Consider the following 18,947-nt stretch of genomic DNA (forward strand, 5'->3'; position numbering starts at 1 on the left):
CGTGTCGTCCGGGCGGACGAACCAGGCGGTGGGCCGGACGAACGCCCACCGCCTGGTGCGCGTCACACCTGGAACCGAGCGACCTGCTGCTCGAGCTCGGCCGACATGCGGGCCAGCTGCTCGGTGGCGCTCAGGGTCGCCGTCGCGCTGCTGCTCGTCTGCACGGCGCTGTGCGCCATCGCCGTGATGTTCTGGGCGATCTCACTGGAGCCCGTGGCCGCCTCGGCGACGTTGCGGCTCATCTCGTTGGTGGTGGCCGTCTGCTCCTCGACGGCCGAGGCGATGGTCACCTGGGTGTCGTTGATGCGGGCGATGATCTCGGAGATCTCGTCGATCGCGGCGACCGCGGCCGCTGTGTCGGCCTGGATGGCCTCGACGCGGCGTCCGATGTCGTCGGTGGCCTTGCTGGTCTCGTGGGCCAGCTCCTTGACCTCGCCCGCCACCACAGCGAACCCCTTACCCGCCTCGCCGGCACGCGCCGCCTCGATGGTGGCGTTGAGCGCCAGCAGGTTGGTCTGCTCGGCGATCGAGGTGATGACCTTGATGACGTTGCCGATCTCGGTCGACGAATCACCCAGCTTGGCCATGGTCAACGACGTGGACGACGCGACGGCGACCGCCTGCGACGCGACCCCCGCTGCGCTCGTGGCCTGGTGGGCGATCTCGCGGATCGAGGCCGACATCTCCTCCGTGCCCGCCGCGACCGTCTGGGCGTTGCGGGAGACCTGCTCGGCGGCCGCCGAGACGACCTCGGCCTGCGCGGAGGACTCATCGGCCGAGGACGCGATCTGCTCCGAGGTGGACGACATCTGCGCCGCTGCGGAGGCGAGATCGGTCGCGTTGTCGCGGATCGCCTGCACCACGGTGCCCACTGACGCGGTCGCCGTGTTGAGAGCAGCCGCCATGGCTCCGATCTCGTCGCGGCTGTCATCGTTCACGCGCACGGTGAGGTCGCCGGTCGACACGGCGCTCAGGGCCTGCGCCTGACGCTTCAGCCGGGGGACGATGTTGCGGATCAGCAGCCAGCCGGCCAGCAGTGCGAGCAGGACGCCGAGGGCGACCGTGACAGCCAGCGTGGTCTGCGAGCGGCTGACGCCGTCGTGGAACTCGGTGCCCTGGGTGAGCAACTTCTCCGCCTGCTGGGTCTCCTGGTCGAACGTGTCCTCGTAGGTCTTGCGCAGATCACGGCCCTTGGTGAAGCTCAGCTCACGAGCACCCGCGGCGTCGGTGGCGCGCAGCTTGAGCACCTGGTCGACCACGTCGGTCCAGGCTGCGAGCTGCCCGACGCCCTGGTCGAGCTGCTGGCGGTCCTTGCCGGCGGGTGCGAGCCGCCGCGCGGTGGCGATGGCGTCCTGCAGCTTGATCTCGCGCTTGGCAATCTCGGCGCCGTACGACGCGTCGCCGGTGAGCAGGGCGCCGCGCTCGTCGTTCGCCATCGACTTGGCCGTGAGCCGGATCGTGTAGAGGGCCTGCACGTACGGCACCGCCCGGCCGACCTCGCCGTCACGCACTCCGCGCAGGCCCCGGACGGCGGACACCCCGGTGAGGCCGTTCACCAGCGCCACCGCCAGCAGCAGCCCCAGAACGCCCGTGATCTTGACGCCGATTCCGAGGTCGCGCAGTTTGCCGAGCCTTGACGGGCGGCCCTGCGTGAGCGTGGCGGCGCCGGGCTGGACAGTGGACACGGGTTCCTCGATTCTCCGGACGCCGGCCCCGACGGCAGCGATCCAGTGGGCGCAGAGGTTGAGAGGCCGCCGCGGCTATGTGATATCGCACAGGTCTGTGGATGACTGCTGTATCGGCCAGGCGGGGGGCGAGTTGAGCCGGTGTCCACGTCACCCCTACGCCAGGTGAACCTCGACGTCAGGAGCCGGCCGCGCCGCTCGGCCGGACGATCTGCTGGAGCGCCCAGCGGTTGCCGTCGGGGTCGTCGAAGCGCACGAACCGGCCCCACGGCTGCTCGTCGACGTCGCTGCACGCCACGCCGCGCTCGCGCAGGTGGGCGCAGGCGGCGTCGGCGTCGTCAACCACCACCTGGATGAACTGCTTCGAGCCGGGCGGCATCATCTCCAGCCCCACACCGAAGCAGAACGAGCAGGCGGAGCCGGGTGGCGTGACCTGCACGAAGCGCAGACCCTCGTTGACGGTCACGTCGTGGTCGACGTTCCAGCCGACTTCGTCGCCGTAGAAGGCGACCGAACGGTCGACGTCCGCCACGGCCAGCGGGATGAGCTCGATCCTGAAGTCCATGGGGTGCTCCTCACCCTCGGGGTCCTCAGGTGAGTGGATCACCGGGGTCCGACAGTCCCGGCCGCTCAGCTGGCATAACGCAGCTCGACGCGTCGGTTGGCGGCACGGCCCTCGGGGTTGTCCTTGCCGTCCTTGGTGTTGGGCTTGACGGGGCGGGACTCTCCGAACCCCCGGACGTCGAGGCGCAGGTCCGGCCTCGCCTGATGCACGACCGCCGCGACGGCTGCGGCGCGGGCGCGCGAGAGGGACTGGTTGCGGGCGGCGTCGCCCACCGAGTCGGTGTGGCCGTACACGCTGAGCCGTGCGCCCTTCGGGATGCTGCTGAGCAGGGCCTTGATCTTGGCGGAAGCCGCGTCCGGCAGCTCGGCGCGCCCGAAGGCGAACAGGATGTCCGATCGCAGGCTGACGACCGTCTCGTCGCCCTCCGTCGACGTGGTCTCGACGTCCTCGACGCGGGGTCGGATGTCCGCCACGTTGAGGTCGATGTCGTGCACCGAGTCGGCCAGCTCGGCTTGCGAGGGCTGGGGCAGATCGTCGACAGCCGACGCCGAAGCGGCCACCGGCAAGGCGAGCAGGACCATCGCGAGCGCCCCGGTTGCGGCGATTCGGCGGCTCGTCACTGGATCGGGACGTCGGAGAACGCCGGGATCGCGTCGGAGAACAGGACGTTGACCTTGGTGACCTCCGGCGGGGGTGCCGCGAACACGGCGTACACGAACATGGGCTGCCCCGAGCCGGCCCGCACCACGAGGTCGTTGCTCAACAGGATCCTGCCGTCGGCGCGCACGACCGAGTACTGCTTGAGGTTCACCGTGTCGATGAGGCTGGGCCTCCAGCTGTTCGAGCCGAGCACCCGGAAGAGGCTCTGCGGGTCACTGAGCGTGGTCGTCGGGGTGACCGCGGCGGTCAGGACGACCAGCTTCTCCTTGCGCTTCAACCCGAGCAGGTCGACCTTCACCGTGGCCGTGGGGTCCTTCTGCATGCCGGTCTTGGCGGTCACCGAGGCGATGGGGTGGTCGAGGGCCTCCAGGCCGACGCCGGCCTCGGCCGAGCCGTTCTTCTGCGGGTCCACGGACGTCGCGGCACTGGGTGAACCAGCAGCCGTGGACGTCGGGGATGGATTGCCGCCCTTGGCCTCGTCCTTCGTGGTGCCCGAGCAGGCGGTCAGCGCCAGGCCCGCGCTCAGGACGCAGACGGTGAGCAGCCGTGTGGCGTGCATGCGGTGTCCCCCCTGTCACGCGGCCGACCTGGTGATCGTGCCGCGCCAGAAGGTAGCAAGGCGAGCCAGTCACAGCACGTCGGCGTGGCCGGGCTCAAGGCCACCGGCCTGGATCAGCGCGAGGACGTCGTCGGTGGCCCGTACGTCACCGAAGCTGCGGTAGACCACGTGGAGGGTGGCGTCGTGGTCGCGGTCACGGACGGCGGCGCAGCCGTCGGCGACCAGCACGACGCGGTAGCCAAGGGCCGACGCGTCGCGGACGGTCGACTCGACGCACACGTTGGTGACCGTGCCCGTGACGACCAGCGTGGCGATGGCGCGGGCCGCCAGCAGGTCGTGCAGGTCGCACGTTCCGGGGAAGAAGGCGCTGGGGCCGGACTTGTCGACGACGACGTCCGCGGGGTCGACGTCGAGCCCTCTCCACAGCCGCTCGCGCGGCGCGCCCGCACCGCCTGACTGCGAGTAGAGCTCGGCCACGCGGTCCCCGAAGAACTCGCGCGTCACGGGCGACGGCGCCGTGGTGCGGGGCACGACCCAGGCGACCGTGCCGCCTTCGGCTCGCAGAGCTCCGGCGAGGCGGTTGACCTTTGGCAGGATTCCGCGCACGTAGGCGGACTCCTCGACGAAGAACGGCACGACGTCGACGACGACCAGTGCCGTCGTCCGAGGGTCGAGCCGGACGTAGGCGTGCTCGCGTCCCCGGCGTGCCACGTGCCGGTCGATCTCGCGCTGATCGATGGACCACTCGTGATGCGCGACGTCCTCACGCATCAGTGGGTGATCGTCGTCTGCTGGTAGAGCGCGAGGCGCGGCTCGCCGTCCTGCAGCCGGTAGACGCTGGTCATCAGCGCGACGAACGGCTCGGGGTCGCCGGCTCGGGTCGCCGTGGCGCGGTAGAGCAGCGCCGCGACGTCATCGCTGACCTGCACGAGTCGTTCATCAGTGAGCTCGTAGGTGTCCCACGGCGGTGAGTCGTTGAGCGAGCTGGCGACCGTGGCGCGGTCGAGCACCATGCCGTTGACGAGCACCATCACCGCGTCGTCCGTCATGAGGGCACCGTAGAAATCGCCGCCCTGTGAACGAGTGAGCGAGTCCCACCCCTGGCGCTCGAAGTTGGTGAGTGTTGACAGGTCGAAAGCACTCATGCACTCGATGCTATGAGCTGACACCGGTGCGGCCATTGCGTGTCAACGGCGTCGGCTGCACGGGCCACCGGCTGAGCCGAGCTTCACTCGAGGCGGCCGTAGCCAAAGACGTGACACGTCAGAACGTCTATCTCCCGTCGCGAGTCACCGAAGAAGGCACCCATGCGATGGCAGACGCGTACGTACGGCCGCTCACGCGCCCCGCCATCCTGTTTCCAGTTCGAGTTGGGGACGATGAGGAACAAGTGCTGTGCGTCCGGTGCGATGTGCGCCTTCCAAATGTCCTTTAGGTCGTGGTTGTTATTCACCGTCCCGCCGCGTTCGACCTCGGCGATAACGCCCGTTTGGGGGCCGAGGCGATAAAAGAAGTCGGGCCTGGGTCGGGAGACGATTCCATCCTCGCGAGTAAGCAGAACTTCCTCGTCGAACCCCAAGCGATCTTTGAGTATCGACGACGCGATCTGCTGAATGGCTAGGCTCTTGGCACCGTGGATGTGCGCTGCGTCGATCGCCATCGACTCCAGGTGCAATGCGTCTCGCAGGCGATGCGCCAATTCGTCGACCTTGCGGCTTGCGGCACTCTCGGCGGGAGTGATGACAGCGCGTTGAAACCGCTTGTACTCGATCGACACGAGCGCAGCTTTTCATCGACAGATGCGAAAAGCGACTCTGACAAGCAATTGGGGATGGGCGGAGGACAGCAGCTCTGATATTCGTCACCACGGGCCACATTTCTTGGCGGCCGCTCAGTCCCCAGGACGAGCGCGGAGCTGCTGCACGAGCGCGTTCGCATCACCTACCGGGCCCAGGTGGGCGAGCTTGTCGGGGTTGACGACCGCCCGCACGCCGGCGACCTCACCGCCCTGGACGTCGAGCGCCCACACCGCATACAGCTGGCCCCCGACCGAGAACAGCGCACCGGGATCGCCGTTGACCTCCGCCAGGCGGATCTCGACGTCCGGAAGTCGTCGCAGCACGCCCAGCCAGTTCGTGAGGGTGTGCGCCACCCGGCTCCGCCCCTGCTGCGAGCGGGCGAGCGACGGCGCCTTGCCGCCGCCGTCACCTACGAGCACGACGTCGTGGGCCAGCAGCGACTCCAGCCCCGCGAGGTCACCCTCCCGCGCCGCCGCGAAGAACCGCTCCGCCAGCTCGGCCCGACGCTCGGACGTCGTGGTGAACCTCGGCCGGCGCTCCTCGACGTGCCGGCGAGCCCGGACGGCGAGCTGGCGCACGTTCGCCTCGCTCTTGCCCACGATGTCGGTGATCTCGCCGTACCCGTAGCCGAACACGTCGTGCAGCAGCAGCACCGCCCGCTGCTCGGGCGACAGGCTCTCGAGCACCACCAGCAGCGCCAGCGACAGTGAGTCCGCGGCCACGGCCTGCTCGGCCGGATCGTCCCGCCCGTCGGTGATCACCGGCTCCGGCAGCCAGTCGCCGACGTACCGCTCGCGCCGTACGCGCGCCGATCGCAGCTCGTCCATCGCGAGCCGCGTGGTCACGGTCGCCGTGAAAGCTCGCGGCGACCGCACCTCCTCGCCCGCCTCCAGCGCCCGGTGCACGCGCAGCAGCGCCTCCTGCACGACGTCCTCAGCCTCGCTGACGCTGCCGAGCATCCGGTAGGCGATGCCGAAGGCCACCGGCCGGAGGTCGGCGAGCAGCGACTCGCAGTCCGTCACGCGGCGCCGATCTGCAGGGACGTCGGAGCCGACAGCTCCCGGAAGCCGTCCCGCCAGGTCGCGTGGGCCGGCGCCCAGCCGAGCTCTCGCTTCGCCTTGGCGTTCGAGGCGCCGCGCAGGTCGGTCATCATCACCACGCCAGTCTCCCCGGCGATCATCCGCGCCAGCCACACCGGCACGCGCAACGGCTTCTTCGCGCCCAGCACCTCGGCCAGGTAGGGCAGCCACGTCGACACCGCGGCGGGTTCGTCGTCCACGACGTTGTAGACGCCGGGCGCCCCCCGCTCAACGGCCGCAACGGTGGCGTCGGCCGCGTCGGCGATGTGGATGAACGACCACACCCCCTGGCCGCGACCCACGAGGGGCATCTTCCGCTGTCGCACCGCGACCGTCTGCTCGCCGTCCGGCCCGAGCGAGGTGTGCGGGCCGTAGAACCCGCCGTACCGCAGCACGAGCCCGTCGGTCCAGGTCGCCGCCCGCACGGCGTCCTCGACGTGCTTGATCGCGGCGACCGTCTGCTCCATGCCGGACGGCGGCGTGTGCCCGAACGCGTCGTCCTCGGACTTCACCATCGCCCCCACGCGGTCGTAGCCGGCGAAGAAGCTCTGGGCCACGAAACGCCGGACGCCCACGGCCTGCGCCGCCGACAGCAGGTGGTCAGTGCCCTCGGTGCGCAGCCGGTTCGTCAGCGCGAACGCGCGATCGAAGTGCCGCAGGTCCATCGGCCCGATCGCCGTCAGCTGGTGGACGACGACGTCGGGCTCGGCGGCCGCGACCGCGGACGCCACCTGCTCGGCGTCCAGAGCGTCAGCCACGACCGGCACCGCACCGAGCTCACGCAGCATCGGCTGCTTGGACTCGCTGCGCGTCATGGCGTGCACCTCGTCGCCGGCGCGTACCAGCCGCGGCACCAGCTGGCGCCCCATCGCCCCGCTCGCCCCTGCTACGAACACCTTCATCGTCGACTCCCTCGTCGGTGTCAGGCCTACACCCCCACAGACGAGACAGGTCAAGGCGATGTGACACTCCGCGCGAGGGAGTCGGCCTACGAGCCGGGGGTCCGGACGCTGGTCCGGCCGCTAGCTGACACCACGGAGCTGCCCGAGCAGGCTCCGACCGAGCCCGCGCATCGCTCGCAACGCGGCGTCATCGCCTCGGGCGGCATCCGCCGCCGCGCCGTAGAACTGGTCGCACAGGCCCGGCACGCCCAGGACCTCTTCGACCTGCTCCAGCACGTCGTCGACCCGCGCGAACGTGTTGACCACGCGCTGGCCCGCCGGATCACCGAACGACTCAGCCGCGTAGATCCAGGCCACCACCGCCCCGAGCGCGAACCAGGCGGGGTTTTCTTCGGGCTCCTCGTCCTCCTGCAGGGCGGGGATGGCACTCAGCACCGCCGCCTCCGCAGTGGCCTGGTCGGGGTTCGTCGCGTCCCTGATCCGCCCCGCGAGCTCCGACAGCGGTTCCGGTGTCAACGACGCCAACTCGCCGAGCGGCTCCACGATCTCCGCCATCGCGATCGCCACAGCGAATGCCCGGTGCCGATCCTGCGCGAGAGCACGCAAGGCGGCGTAGAGAGGTGGTTCCGAAAGCTGCCCCATGCGGGCATCATCACTGCTGGCGACGGGTTGTGCCATCACCGGAGGCAGAGGGGGCCGAGCATGGCGGTGCTCGACGACGTCCGGCCACTCGGGCAACAGCTCGAGCGGTCGTATGAGGTGTACGTCCACGGCCGCCTGAAGTTCCGCGTCAAGCAGCTGGTCTACGTCGCGTTCTCGGCCGACGAGACGGTCATGGGCTTCGCCTTCCCGAAAGAGGAGCGAGCGGCGCTCGTGGCCAGCGAGCCGCAGAAGTTCCACCTGCCGTCGACGTTGGACCTGCGGTTCAACTGGGTCCACGCCCACCTCGCGGCGCTGGACGCTACCGAGGCCCGCGAGCTCGTCGTCGAGGCCTGGCGGATGGTCGTGCCGCAGAAGGTCTCCCGTGCCTACGACCTGGCCCACCCGCGAGGCCCCGGCTGACGGCGGATGACGGACCCATGGGCCATGAGTGCTCACACTGGGCTCCATGTCTGACGAGCGGCTTCCCATAGAGCAGGTCCTGCCCGGACAGCGACTGCACCCCCTGGACGACGGAGAGGTGCCGCTCATGACGTTTGCGCTGATCAAGTGCCCGGACCGAGACGGCGACGTTTCGTGGTCGTTCCGAACGTCGGAGCCGCCGAACCTCGAAGAGCTTCTGGGGGCGCTAACGGTGCAGGTGGACCTCTTGCGCCGGAGGTTGGCGTCCCAGTGGGAGGACGACTAACTCAACCAGCGGCTCCGTCGGATGGCGCTAACCATCACGGTGCGCCGAGAAGGAGAAGGTGCGCCTTCCCCGACCCAGGACTCGCCCGTTCCGCTCGATGGTGCGCACCCCACCGGCGTGGCCCGAACCCACGCAGAAGTGCCAGTGACCGATGACCCGGTCGCCCCAGCGAGGGACGATGAGGTTCCCTGGCGCCCACAGGCGTTCGGGCAGTGAGTCGACGAGGCGCGCGGGGATCACCACACCATCGTGCCTTCGATGGCACCGGTCGCGCGCGTCGTCCTGAAGTGGAGCCAAGGGGACTCGAACCCCTAACCCCCTGCTTGCAAAGCAGGTGCGCTACCAATTGCGCCATGGCCCCTGGGGCAGTCCCCGGGTCCGCGCCGAAGCGCGGGGAGAAGCATCAGACCGCGTCGGTCGCCTCGGCCCAGAGGTTCTGCTCGGCCTTGTCGGCCTCGACCTTGCGCCAGACGGCGAAGGCACCGACACCTGCGGCGGCGAGGAGCAGCAGCTTCTTCATCGGACACCTCCGAGAGCGCGGGCCCGAACGGGCTGACGTGGGCCTAACTGGACTCGAACCAGTGACCTCTTCCTTATCAGGGAAGCGCTCTAACCGACTGAGCTATAGGCCCCAACGGCGCACACTGCGCGCCGCACGAGGGTACCCCAGCGGGCACCCTGTTCCCAAACCGGATCAGTCGTCGGTGAGGGTCATCTGCACGCCACCCACGAGCTGCGCGCAGACGTTGTAGAGGAACGCCGAGAGAGTCGCGAGCGCCGTCAGCAGGAACACGTCGACCACCGCGATCACCGTGGCGAGCGAGATGACCCGGCCGAAGCCGACGTAGTCCATCAGGTTGAACGTCGACCCGGACGACGAGCCCAGCACCGTGCCCACCGTGCGGTTGACGTCGCTGAACACGCCCATCGTGTCGAGGATCATCCACAGCACGGCGACGAGGACGACCAGCGCGATGCCGATGGCGACCGACAGCAGGAAGCCGATCTTCATGACCGACCACGGGTCGACCTTGCCGAGCGTGAGCCGCACCTTGCGCGGCCCGCGCGGCGCCGGGCGAGCCCCCGCCGCGGCGGCCGGCCGCGCGCTGGTGGACGACGCAGGCGTCGCGGTGGCGGTCTGGCCACCCGCCGTGAACGGGCGGGTACCCGACCCGTACGCGTGATCCGGCGTGCTCACTGCTCGCCTCCCGGTGCGCCTTCGGCGTCGTCCCCGGCCGCGGGTGCGGCCGTCTCACCGTCCGACGGTACGCCATCCTCGGACGAAACGCCCTCGTCGACGCCGTCGACGACCTCGGCCTCCTCCTCGACCTCGCGCTCGACGTTGCGGGCGATGCCGATGATGGAGTCGCCCTTGTCGGGCATCGCGAACCGCACACCCTGCGTGTCACGCCCGGTCGACCGGACGCCGTCGACGCGCGAGCGGACGATCTTGCCCTTCTCCATGACGACGAGCACCTCGTCATCGTCCTGCACGAGCAGCGCGCCCACGAGGTCGCCGCCCTTGTCGGACATCTTGGCGACCTTGATGCCGAGACCACCCCGCCCCTGCACGCGGTACTGCTCGACCGGCGTCCGCTTGGCCAGACCGCTGGCGAACACGACGAACACCTCGACGTCCTCGCCCTGGCGCACGACGTCCATCGACAGCAGGCTGTCGTCATCGCGGAACTTCATGCCGGTGACGCCGGACGTCGCTCGACCCATCGGGCGCAGCGCCTCGTCCGTGGCGGTGAAGCGCACCGACTGGCCCTTGCGGGAGACCAGCAGCAGGTCGTCGTCCGGTGAGAGCAGCCGGGCCGCGACGAGCTGGTCGCCCACGACGTTGCCGTCGGCATCGACCCCGGTGTCACGCAGGTTGATGGCGATCAGGCCACCGCTGCGGTTGGAGTCGTAGTCGGCCAGACGCGTCTTCTTCACCAGACCGGCCTTGGTGGCCAGCACGAGGTACGGCTCGGCCTCGTAGTCGCGCAGGTCGAGCACCTGAGCGATCTGCTCGCCGGGCTGGAACGCCAGCAGGTTCGCGACGTGCTGGCCCTTGGCGTCGCGGCTGCCCTCAGGCAGCTCGTAGGCCTTCGCTCGGTAGACCCGTCCGAGGTTGGTGAAGAACAGCAGCCAGTGGTGCGTCGTCGTGGTGAAGAAGTGCTCCACCAGGTCGTCCCCGCGCAGCTGCGCCCCGCGCACGCCCTTGCCGCCGCGCCGCTGCGAGCGGTACTGGTCGACGCGCGTGCGCTTGGCGTAACCGCCGCGGGTGATCGTGACGACGACGTCCTCCTCGGCGATGAGGTCCTCCATCGACATGTCGCCGTCGAAGGGCCGGATCTCGGTGCGCCGGTCGTCGCCGTACTTGTCGACGATCGCGCCGAGCTCGTCGCCGACGATCTCGCGCTGGCGGGCCGGGGACTCCAGGATCGCGTTGTACTCGGCGATCAGCGTCTGCAGCTCCTCGAACCGGTCGAGCAGCTTCTGCCGCTCGAGGGCGGCGAGGCGGCGCAGCTGCATGTCGAGGATCGCCCGCGCCTGCAGGTCGTCGATGTCGAGCAGCTGCATCAGGCCCTCGCGCGCGTCGTCGACGGTGGCCGACGCGCGGATCAGCGCGATGACCTCGTCGAGCGCGTCGAGCGCCTTGAGCAGGCCGCGCAGGATGTGGGCCTCTTCCTCGGCCTTGCGCAGGCGGTAGCGCGTCCGGCGCTGGATGACCTCGATCTGGTGCTCGACCCAGTGCCGCACGAAGCCGTCGAGCGGCAGCGTGCGTGGCACGCCGTCGACCAGCGCCAGCATGTTGGCGCTGAAGTTGTCCTGCAGCTGGGTGTGCTTGTAGAGGTTGTTGAGCACGACCTTCGCGACGGCGTCGCGCTTGAGCACGATCACCAGGCGCTGGCCGGTGCGCGACGACGACTCGTCCCGGACGTCGGCGATGCCGCCGATCTTGCCGTCCTTGACCAGCTCGGCGATCTTCAGCGCGAGGTTGTCGGGGTTGACCTGGTAGGGCAGGTCGGTGACCACCAGGCACTGGCGGTTCTGGATCTCCTCGACCTCGACGATCGCGCGCATCGTGATCGAGCCACGGCCCGTGCGGTACGCGTCCTCGATGCCGCGCCGGCCCATGATGAGCGCGCCGGTGGGGAAGTCCGGGCCCTTGATGCGCTCCATGAGCGCCTCGAGCAGCGTCTCGCGGTCGACGTCCGGGTTCTGCAGGTACCACTGGACGCCGGACGCCACCTCGCGCAGGTTGTGCGGCGGGATGTTGGTGGCCATACCGACGGCGATGCCGTTGCTGCCGTTGACGAGCAGGTTCGGGAAGCGCGCCGGCAGGATCAACGGCTCCTGCGTCTTGCCGTCGTAGTTCGGCTGGAAGTCGACGGTGTCCTCGTCGATGTCGCGCACCATCTCCATGGCGAGCGGCGCCATCCGGCACTCGGTGTACCGCATGGCCGCGGCCGGGTCGTTGCCCGGCGAGCCGAAGTTGCCCTGGCCGTCGACCAACGGGTAGCGCAGCGACCACGGCTGCGCGAGGCGCACGAGGGTGTCGTAGATCGAGGTGTCGCCGTGCGGGTGGTACTGACCCATGACGTCACCGACGACGCGGCTGCACTTGTTGTAGCCGCGGTCGGGGCGGTAGCCGCCGTCGTACATCGCGTACAGCACCCGGCGGTGCACCGGCTTCAGACCGTCGCGTACCTCGGGAAGCGCGCGACCCACGATGACGCTCATCGCGTAGTCGAGGTACGACCGCTGCATCTCGAGCTGCAGGTCGACCTGCTCGATGCGGTCGGTGGTCGGGGGCGTCGGAGGCTGTTCGCTCACGGGGGTCCTTCGTCAGGGTCAGACGTCAGAGTCGGACGGGTCGGGCGGCGGTCGGGCGGCGCGGGCCGGCGTCCGCGCTAGATGTCGAGGAAGCGCACGTCCTTGGCATTGCGCTGGATGAACGAGCGCCGTGCCTCGACGTCCTCACCCATGAGCACCGAGAACGACTCGTCGGCCGCGGCCGCGTCGTCCAGGCTCACCTGCAGCAGCACGCGGTGGTCGGGGTCCATCGTGGTCTCCCACAGCTCGTGGGCGTTCATCTCACCCAGACCCTTGTAGCGCTGGACGCCGTTGTCCTTCGGCAGCTTGCGCCCGGCGGCCAGGCCGGCCTCGACCAGCGCGTCGCGCTCGCGGTCGGAGTAGACGAAGTCGTGCGCGCCCTGGCTCCACTTCAGCCGGTACAGCGGCGGCTGGGCGAGGTAGACGAAGCCGCCCTCGACCAGCGGACGCATGAAGCGGAACAGCAGCGTCAGCAGCAGGGTGCGGATGTGCTGGCCGTCGACGTCGGCGTCGGCCATCAGCACGATCTTGTGATAGCGCAGCTTCGACAGGTCGAAGTCCTCGCCGATGCCGGTGCCGAACGCCGAGATCAGCGCCTGCACCTCGTTGTTGCCGAGCACGCGGTCGATGCGCGCCTTCTCGACGTTGAGGATCTTGCCGCGGATCGGCAGGATCGCCTGGGTCATCGGGTTGCGGCCACCCTTGGCCGAGCCGCCGGCGCTGTCACCCTCGACGATGAAGATCTCGCACTTCTCGGGGTCGTTGAGCTGGCAGTCGCTGAGCTTGCCGGGCAGGGACGACGACTCCAGCAGACCCTTGCGGCGGGTGGCGTCGCGCGCCTTGCGGGCCGCGACGCGAGCGGCCGCGGCCTGGATCGCCTTGCGGATCACCTCACGCGCCTCGCTCGGGTGGCTCTCGAGCCAGTCGCCCAGGCCGTCGGTGACCACGCGCTGCACGAAGCCCTTGGCCTCGGTGTTGCCCAGCTTGGTCTTCGTCTGGCCCTCGAACTGCGGCTCGCCCAGCTTGATCGAGACGACGGCGGTGAGGCCCTCGCGGATGTCCTCACCCGAGAGGTTGTCGTCCTTGTCCTTGAGGTGACCCTTCTCGCGCGCGTAGCGGTTGACCAGCGAGGTCAGCGCCGCGCGGAAGCCCTCCTCGTGCGTGCCGCCCTCGTGGGTGTTGATGGTGTTCGCGTACGTGTGGACGCTGTCGGAGTAGGCGCCCGTCCACTGCATCGCGATCTCGACCGACAGCCGGCGCTCGGTGTCCTCGGCCTCGAAGTCGATGACGTCGGCGTGCACGACCTCGGCGCGCTTGCTGCTGTTGAGGTGCTTGACGTAGTCGACCAGGCCGCCGTCGTAGCGGTACTCCACGTGGCGCGGCTCGTGGTCCTGGCCCTCCTCGAGCTCGGTCGCCTCCGCACCCGCCTCCTGGGGGCGCTCGTCGGTGAGCGTGATGGTCAGGCCCTTGTTGAGGAACGCGTACTGCTGGAACCGCGTGCGCAGCGTCTCGTAGTCGAACTCGATGGTCTCGAAGATGTCGGGGTTGGGCCAGAACGTCACGGACGTGCCCGTGCGGTCGGTGGACTCGCCCTGCTCCAGCGGCGCCTGGGGGACGCCGTCGACGTAGCTCTGCCGGAACACGTGGCCACGCTGGCTCACCGCGACGTCCAGGCGGCGCGACAGCGCGTTGACCACCGAGATGCCGACGCCGTGCAGACCGCCGGACACGGCGTAGCCCGCGCCACCGAACTTGCCGCCCGCGTGCAGCACGGTCAGCACGACCTCGACGGCGGGCCGCCCCTCGCCCGGCATGATGTCGGTGGGGATGCCGCGGCCGTCGTCGATGACCCGCACGCCGCCGTCGGCCTGCAGCGTCACGTCGATGCGGGTGGCGTAGCCGGCGAGCGCCTCGTCGACCGAGTTGTCGACGACCTCGTACACCAGGTGGTGCAGGCCACGCGGGCCGGTCGAGCCGATGTACATGCCCGGGCGCTTGCGCACGGCTTCGAGACCCTCGAGCACCGTGATCGCGCTCGCGTCGTACGTCGACCCCTCAGAGGCCAGGCTCGGCGCCTCGCGGTCGGTGTCGAGCGGCACGAGGTCTTCGCGGTCGATCGGGGTGCCCTCGGGCTCGGGCGAAGCAGCAGCAGACGTGGCATCCGACACGAGGTCGTGCTCCCTCAGGGTCAGCCCGGCCGGTGCAGGCACACGTCGGACCCAGGCTGAGAGCGGGGACGCGGGCGCCATCACGGTCGGAGGCGGTTGTTCGGCTGTCATCCTACCCCGCAGCGGCCGCCAGCGGCGCTCCTGAGGGCCGTGTTGTGGGCTTGCAACGGCCGCTAGGGCGCCATGTCGTGGGGGAGGACGACTCCCCCCACGTCCTGCGGGGGTTCAGCGAGCCCAGACGGCCGCTGCGTCGCTCGGCCCTGCTGACGCCGTCCACCACCGGCGAAGCCGGCGAGATTCGTGCGGCGACGACGCGATCCACAGCCTGTGGACAACAGATGTGGACCATCCGGGCACCGGTGCCGCCACGGGTCTACCCGTAGGTGTCGCGGGGCCCCCGTCCGCGCACCGTGCGCGAGCCGCGCCGCCAGGTCGGCGCCGTCGGGCCCTTCACCTGCAGCTGCTCGACCACGCCCTCGCCCAGCTCCTCCGCCAGCCGGCGCAGCACCGTCGGCACCAGCAGGCGCACCTGCGTCGCCCACGCCGTGGAGTCGGCTCGCACCACCAGCACGCCGTCGTGGAAGGACTCGGGCGTGCAGTGCTCAGCCAGCTGCGCGCCGACGACGCTGCCCCACCGACCCATCACGCCACCGACGGCCACGTCGACGTCCCAGCCGCGGTCGGCGACCAGCCGCTGGATGCCCGCCCCGAACAACTGGGGATCGCGGTCGTCCGACCGCGCGCTCGAGCGCGACTCGCCGGCCACGCGCGGACGACGTCGGGCCGCCATCCCCGGCCGCAGCCCGCGCGCCGCCGCGGCCGCCCGCGCTCGCGCCACCGCCTCGCGGGCCGCGATCGTCGCGCGCTCGACCTCGTCGGTCAGGTCGTGCGGGCTCGGCTCGACCGGCAGGTCCGCAGGTCGGGGGAGCTCGCCGTCATCGGACACGGCTGACCTCGCCCGCCATGACGTCGACCCGAGCCCCCTGCAGCGCCTCGGGGACGTCGTCCGGCACGGCCGCGGTCACCAGCACCTGCTCGGCGTCGACGATGAGCTCCGCCAGGCGGTCACGGCGCCCGGAGTCGAGCTCGGCGAAGACGTCGTCGAGGATCAGCACCGGGTCGCCGCCGCCCTCGTGGCGCAGCAGCTCGTACGACGCGAGCCGCAGCGCGAGCGCGTACGACCACGACTCGCCGTGGCTGGCGTAGCCCTTGGCCGGCAGGGCCCCGAGCGCGAGCTGCAGGTCGTCGCGGTGGGGCCCCACCAGGCACACGCCCCGCTCGAGCTCAGTGGCGCGCATCCGGCTCGTCGCCTCGAGCAGCCGCGCCTGCAACAGCTCGCGGCCCCACCCGGGAGCGTCGACGACCTCAGCGAGCAGCTCGTCACCGAGGCTCGACCGGTAGGTGAAGGTGGCCTCGCCCTGACCGCGCGACACCTGCTCGTACGCCCGCCGCACCGGGTCGGCCAGCTCGCCCACCAGGCGCAGCCGGCCGGCGAGCAGCTCAGCACCGGCCGTGGCCAGGTGCTGGTCCCACACGTCGAGCGTGCGCACGTCGCCCTGGCCCCGCCGGATCGCCGACCCCGCCGACTTCAGCAGGGCGCTGCGCTGACGGACGACGCGCTCGTAGTCCTGTCGCACGCCGGCGTAGCGCGGTGCCCGGGCGACGAGCAGGTCGTCGAGGAACCGTCGTCGCTCACCGGGGTCGCCCTTGACCAGCGCGAGGTCCTCCGGCGCGAACAGCACGGTGCGCAACAGGCCGAGCACCTCTCGCGCGCGCGGCACCGGAGACCGGTTGATGCGCGCGCGGTTCGCCTTGCCCGGGGTGATCTCGATCTCGACCAGCGTCGGGCGCTCGTCGCGCACGACGGAGGCTCGCACGATGGCCCGCGGTGCACCGGCACGCACGAGGGGAGCGTCCTGCGCGACCCGGTGGCTGCCGAGCGTGGCGACGTACCCGACGGCCTCGACCAGGTTGGTCTTGCCCTGCCCGTTGGGTCCGATGAGGGCCGTCACACCGGGGTCGAGCGCGAGCTCGGCCGCGGGGTAGCTGCGGAAGTCGGTCAGCGACAGGTGCGCGACGTGCACGGCGCGTTCGTCAGGGTCGGGTCGTCACTGGGCGTCAGCGGGTCATCGTGCGGTCAGCCGGCGTCCGACTGCGACGGCGAACCGGGGGCCGACGGGCCCTCCTCGACCGCCTTGACGGCGTGCCCGCCGAACTGGTTGCGCAGTGCCGCCACGGCCTTCATCGCGGGGGAGTCGTCCTGGCGCGAGACGAAGCGGGCGAACAGCGCCGAGGAGATGACCGGCATGGGGACGGCGTTCTCCACACCCTCCTGCACGGTCCACCGGCCCTCGCCGGTGTCGTCGACGTAGCCGCGGATGCGGTCGAGTTCCGGGTCGTCCTCGAGGGCGCGCACCATGAGGTCGAGCAGCCACGACCGGACGACGGTGCCGCGGCTCCACGCCTTGAACGCACCCGGCACGTTGGTGACGAGATCCTTCTTGGCCAGCAGCTCGTAGCCCTCGGCGTACGCCTGCATCAGGCCGTACTCGATGCCGTTGTGCACCATCTTCGTGTAGTGCCCGGCGCCGACCTCTCCGGCGTGGACGAAGCCCTCCTCGCGCGGGCCCTCGGGGCGCAGCGCGTCGAAGACCGGCATAGCCCGCTCGACGTTCTCGGCGCTGCCGCCGCACATCAGGCCGTAGCCGTTGTCCTTGCCCCAGACGCCACCGGACACGCCGCAGTCGACGAAGCCGATGCCGCGCTCGTGCAGGTGCGCGGCATTCTGGGCGTCGTCGAGCCACTTGGAGTTGCCACCGTCGATGACGAGGTCGCCCTCGCGGAGCAGATCGCCCAGGTCGGCGATGGTCTGGCGGGTGATCTCACCGGACGGCACCATGACCCACACCAGGCGAGGCGCCTCGAGCGCGGCGACCATCGCCTCGAGCGACTCGACGTCGCTGACGTCGGGGTTTCGGTCGTAGCCGACGACCTCGATGCCGCCCGCGCGCAGGCGCTCGCGCATGTTGCCGCCCATCTTGCCCAGGCCGACCAGACCGATCTTCATCTGCGCTCCTTGCTGTGTTGGCGCCGTCCTCGAGGGGCGGGTCGCGTCGATACCGCGCTGAGCTGCCGCGCGTCGTTACCGCACGTCGACCTTACGAGGAGCTAGCCCGCGAGGCGCACCGGCATCAGCACGTACTGGAAGCTGTCGTCCGGTGCGGCGTCGGGCTCGCCCTGGCCGGTGAGCAGCGCCGGCTTCGTGGGCTGGGTGAACGCGAAACGCGCCCACTGCTGGTGCAGGGCTCCGAGCCCGTCGAGCAGGTACTGCGGGTTGAAGGCGATCTCGAGCTCCTCGCCTTCGAGCAGGGCGTCGAGCTGCTCGCTGGCCTGGGCGTCGTCGCCCTGGCCGGCCTCGATGACCACCGCCCCGGGGGAGAAGCGCAGCCGCACCGGCGTGTTGCGCTCGGCGACCAGGGCCACGCGCTTGACCGCCTCGACCAGCGTCGCGGTCTCGATCACCGCGGTGACCTCGCTGGTCGTGGGGAAGATCGAGCTGACCTTCGGGTACTCACCGTCGAGCAGCCGCGAGGTCGTGCGCCGCGAGCCGGCCTGGAAGCCGATCAGGCCGTCGCCTTGACCGGTGCGGCCGAGCGCGAGCTCGACGCTCGCGCCGGATCCGAGGGCCCGCGCGGTGTCGGCGAGGGTGCGCGCCGGCACCAGCGCGACGGCGGAGGCGTCGGTGCCCTCGGGCGACCACTCCAGGGTGCGCATGGCCAGCCGGTACCGGTCGGTGGCCAGCAGCGTGATCTTCGAGCCGTCGATCTCGACCCGGACGCCGGTGAGGATGGGCAGCGTGTCGTCACGACCGGCCGCGGTGGTGACCTGAGCGACAGCCAGGGTGAAGACGTCACCGGCGACGGTGCCGGACGACTCCGGCATGGGCGGCAGCGCCGGGTAGTCCTCGACCGGCATGGTCAGCAGGGTGAACCGCGACGAACCACAGGTGACCGAGACCTTGGAGTCCTGGGTGACCACGTCGACGGGCTGTGCCGGCAGGTTGCGGGAGATGTCTGCGAGCAGGCGCCCGGACACCAGCACCGTGCCGGACTCGCTGACGTCGGCCGCGACCGTGACCTGCGCGCTCACCTCGTAGTCGAACGCCGACAGCACGAGCGTGCCGTCGTCGTTGGCCTGCAGCAGGACGCCCGCGAGCACGGGCACCGGCGGTCGGGTCGGCAGACCTCGTGCTGCCCAGGTCACCGCTTCGGCGAGGACGTCGCGCTCAACGCGGAACTTCACCGGCCACCGATCCTCTCCACGCATCGTGCGTCGACCACGTGACGTGCTGCCACGC

General features: G+C 70.4%; 20 protein-coding genes and 2 tRNA genes. 2 read left to right on the forward strand and 20 right to left on the reverse strand.

Annotation, left to right across the window (positions count from 1 at the left end; genetic code table 11):
* Window positions 1-62: 62 nt before the first annotated feature.
* The 10 genes from ASD06_RS16670 to ASD06_RS16715 form a co-directional block, all read right to left on the reverse strand.
* On the reverse strand, window positions 63-1,685 hold the full coding sequence (locus tag ASD06_RS16670; protein WP_056680251.1) for a methyl-accepting chemotaxis protein: 1,623 nt from the start codon (window positions 1,683-1,685) through the stop codon (window positions 63-65).
* A gap of 178 nt (window positions 1,686-1,863) precedes the next feature.
* Window positions 1,864-2,250, reverse strand: coding sequence for a VOC family protein (locus tag ASD06_RS16675; RefSeq protein ID WP_056680254.1), 387 nt, complete (start codon window positions 2,248-2,250; stop codon window positions 1,864-1,866).
* A 65-nt stretch (window positions 2,251-2,315) separates the two neighbouring features.
* Window positions 2,316-2,870, reverse strand: a complete 555-nt coding sequence (locus tag ASD06_RS16680) for an OmpA family protein (RefSeq protein ID WP_157371767.1) — start codon at window positions 2,868-2,870, stop codon at window positions 2,316-2,318.
* Window positions 2,867-3,469, reverse strand: a complete 603-nt coding sequence (locus ASD06_RS16685) for a hypothetical protein (protein ID WP_056680260.1) — start codon at window positions 3,467-3,469, stop codon at window positions 2,867-2,869. The genes ASD06_RS16680 and ASD06_RS16685 overlap by 4 nt, the downstream gene beginning before the upstream one ends.
* Before the next feature lie 69 nt (window positions 3,470-3,538).
* On the reverse strand, window positions 3,539-4,240 hold the full coding sequence (locus ASD06_RS16690; protein ID WP_056680263.1) for a cysteine hydrolase family protein: 702 nt from the start codon (window positions 4,238-4,240) through the stop codon (window positions 3,539-3,541).
* On the reverse strand, window positions 4,240-4,614 hold the full coding sequence (locus tag ASD06_RS16695) for a nuclear transport factor 2 family protein (protein WP_056680266.1): 375 nt from the start codon (window positions 4,612-4,614) through the stop codon (window positions 4,240-4,242). Before ASD06_RS16695 ends, ASD06_RS16690 begins: the two co-directional genes overlap by 1 nt.
* 83 nt (window positions 4,615-4,697) lie before the next feature.
* Window positions 4,698-5,246 carry a hypothetical protein gene (locus ASD06_RS16700; protein ID WP_056680269.1) on the reverse strand — a complete coding sequence of 183 codons (549 nt, stop codon included), beginning with the start codon at window positions 5,244-5,246 and terminating at the stop codon, window positions 4,698-4,700.
* Between the two features lie 114 nt (window positions 5,247-5,360).
* Window positions 5,361-6,290 (reverse strand): RNA polymerase sigma-70 factor, encoded by a 930-nt coding sequence (locus ASD06_RS16705; RefSeq protein WP_082538150.1) that lies wholly within the window; start codon window positions 6,288-6,290, stop codon window positions 5,361-5,363.
* A complete protein-coding gene (locus ASD06_RS16710) occupies window positions 6,287-7,249 on the reverse strand; it encodes an NAD(P)-dependent oxidoreductase (protein WP_056680272.1) in 963 nt (320 codons plus the stop codon). The genes ASD06_RS16705 and ASD06_RS16710 overlap by 4 nt, the downstream gene beginning before the upstream one ends.
* 120 nt (window positions 7,250-7,369) lie before the next feature.
* Complete coding sequence (locus tag ASD06_RS16715) at window positions 7,370-7,891, reverse strand: hypothetical protein (protein ID WP_056680276.1); 522 nt, start codon at window positions 7,889-7,891, stop codon at window positions 7,370-7,372.
* Between the two features lie 60 nt (window positions 7,892-7,951).
* Here ASD06_RS16715 and ASD06_RS16720 point away from each other — a divergent pair, with 60 nt between their 5' ends.
* A complete protein-coding gene (locus tag ASD06_RS16720; protein ID WP_056680278.1) occupies window positions 7,952-8,311 on the forward strand; it encodes an MmcQ/YjbR family DNA-binding protein in 360 nt (119 codons plus the stop codon).
* A 46-nt stretch (window positions 8,312-8,357) separates the two neighbouring features.
* Entirely contained in the window at window positions 8,358-8,597 is a 240-nt protein-coding gene (locus ASD06_RS16725; RefSeq protein WP_157371768.1) for a hypothetical protein, read from the forward strand.
* A gap of 288 nt (window positions 8,598-8,885) precedes the next feature.
* Here the strand turns inward: ASD06_RS16725 and ASD06_RS16735 are convergent.
* From ASD06_RS16735 to dnaN, 10 genes are all read right to left on the reverse strand, one after another.
* Window positions 8,886-8,958: transfer RNA gene (locus tag ASD06_RS16735), tRNA-Ala, on the reverse strand.
* Window positions 8,959-9,000: 42 nt separating this feature from the next.
* The gene (locus tag ASD06_RS19720; RefSeq protein ID WP_235502374.1) at window positions 9,001-9,117 is read right to left on the reverse strand and encodes a DLW-39 family protein; all 117 of its coding nucleotides are present in this window, start codon (window positions 9,115-9,117) and stop codon (window positions 9,001-9,003) included.
* Window positions 9,118-9,155: 38 nt separating this feature from the next.
* Window positions 9,156-9,229 (reverse strand) — tRNA-Ile (locus ASD06_RS16740).
* 62 nt (window positions 9,230-9,291) lie between these two features.
* A complete protein-coding gene (locus ASD06_RS16745) occupies window positions 9,292-9,795 on the reverse strand; it encodes a DUF3566 domain-containing protein (RefSeq protein WP_056680286.1) in 504 nt (167 codons plus the stop codon).
* Window positions 9,792-12,422 (reverse strand): DNA gyrase subunit A, encoded by a 2,631-nt coding sequence (gyrA, locus tag ASD06_RS16750; RefSeq protein WP_056680289.1) that lies wholly within the window; start codon window positions 12,420-12,422, stop codon window positions 9,792-9,794. The genes ASD06_RS16745 and gyrA overlap by 4 nt, the downstream gene beginning before the upstream one ends.
* A 77-nt stretch (window positions 12,423-12,499) precedes the next feature.
* Window positions 12,500-14,521 carry a DNA topoisomerase (ATP-hydrolyzing) subunit B gene (gyrB, locus tag ASD06_RS16755; protein WP_056681184.1) on the reverse strand — a complete coding sequence of 674 codons (2,022 nt, stop codon included), beginning with the start codon at window positions 14,519-14,521 and terminating at the stop codon, window positions 12,500-12,502.
* Between the two features lie 442 nt (window positions 14,522-14,963).
* A complete protein-coding gene (locus tag ASD06_RS16760) occupies window positions 14,964-15,536 on the reverse strand; it encodes a DUF721 domain-containing protein (protein ID WP_235502375.1) in 573 nt (190 codons plus the stop codon).
* The gene (gene recF, locus ASD06_RS16765) at window positions 15,526-16,674 is read right to left on the reverse strand and encodes a DNA replication/repair protein RecF (RefSeq protein ID WP_056680290.1); all 1,149 of its coding nucleotides are present in this window, start codon (window positions 16,672-16,674) and stop codon (window positions 15,526-15,528) included. Before recF ends, ASD06_RS16760 begins: the two co-directional genes overlap by 11 nt.
* 53 nt (window positions 16,675-16,727) lie before the next feature.
* Window positions 16,728-17,708, reverse strand: coding sequence for a phosphogluconate dehydrogenase (NAD(+)-dependent, decarboxylating) (gene gnd / locus ASD06_RS16770; protein ID WP_255354515.1), 981 nt, complete (start codon window positions 17,706-17,708; stop codon window positions 16,728-16,730).
* 50 nt (window positions 17,709-17,758) lie between these two features.
* Complete coding sequence (dnaN, locus tag ASD06_RS16775) at window positions 17,759-18,892, reverse strand: DNA polymerase III subunit beta (RefSeq protein WP_056680293.1); 1,134 nt, start codon at window positions 18,890-18,892, stop codon at window positions 17,759-17,761.
* Window positions 18,893-18,947 lie beyond the last annotated feature (55 nt).

It is taken from the genome of Angustibacter sp. Root456 (assembly GCF_001426435.1).
Classification (GTDB): Bacteria; Actinomycetota; Actinomycetes; order Actinomycetales; family Angustibacteraceae; genus Angustibacter.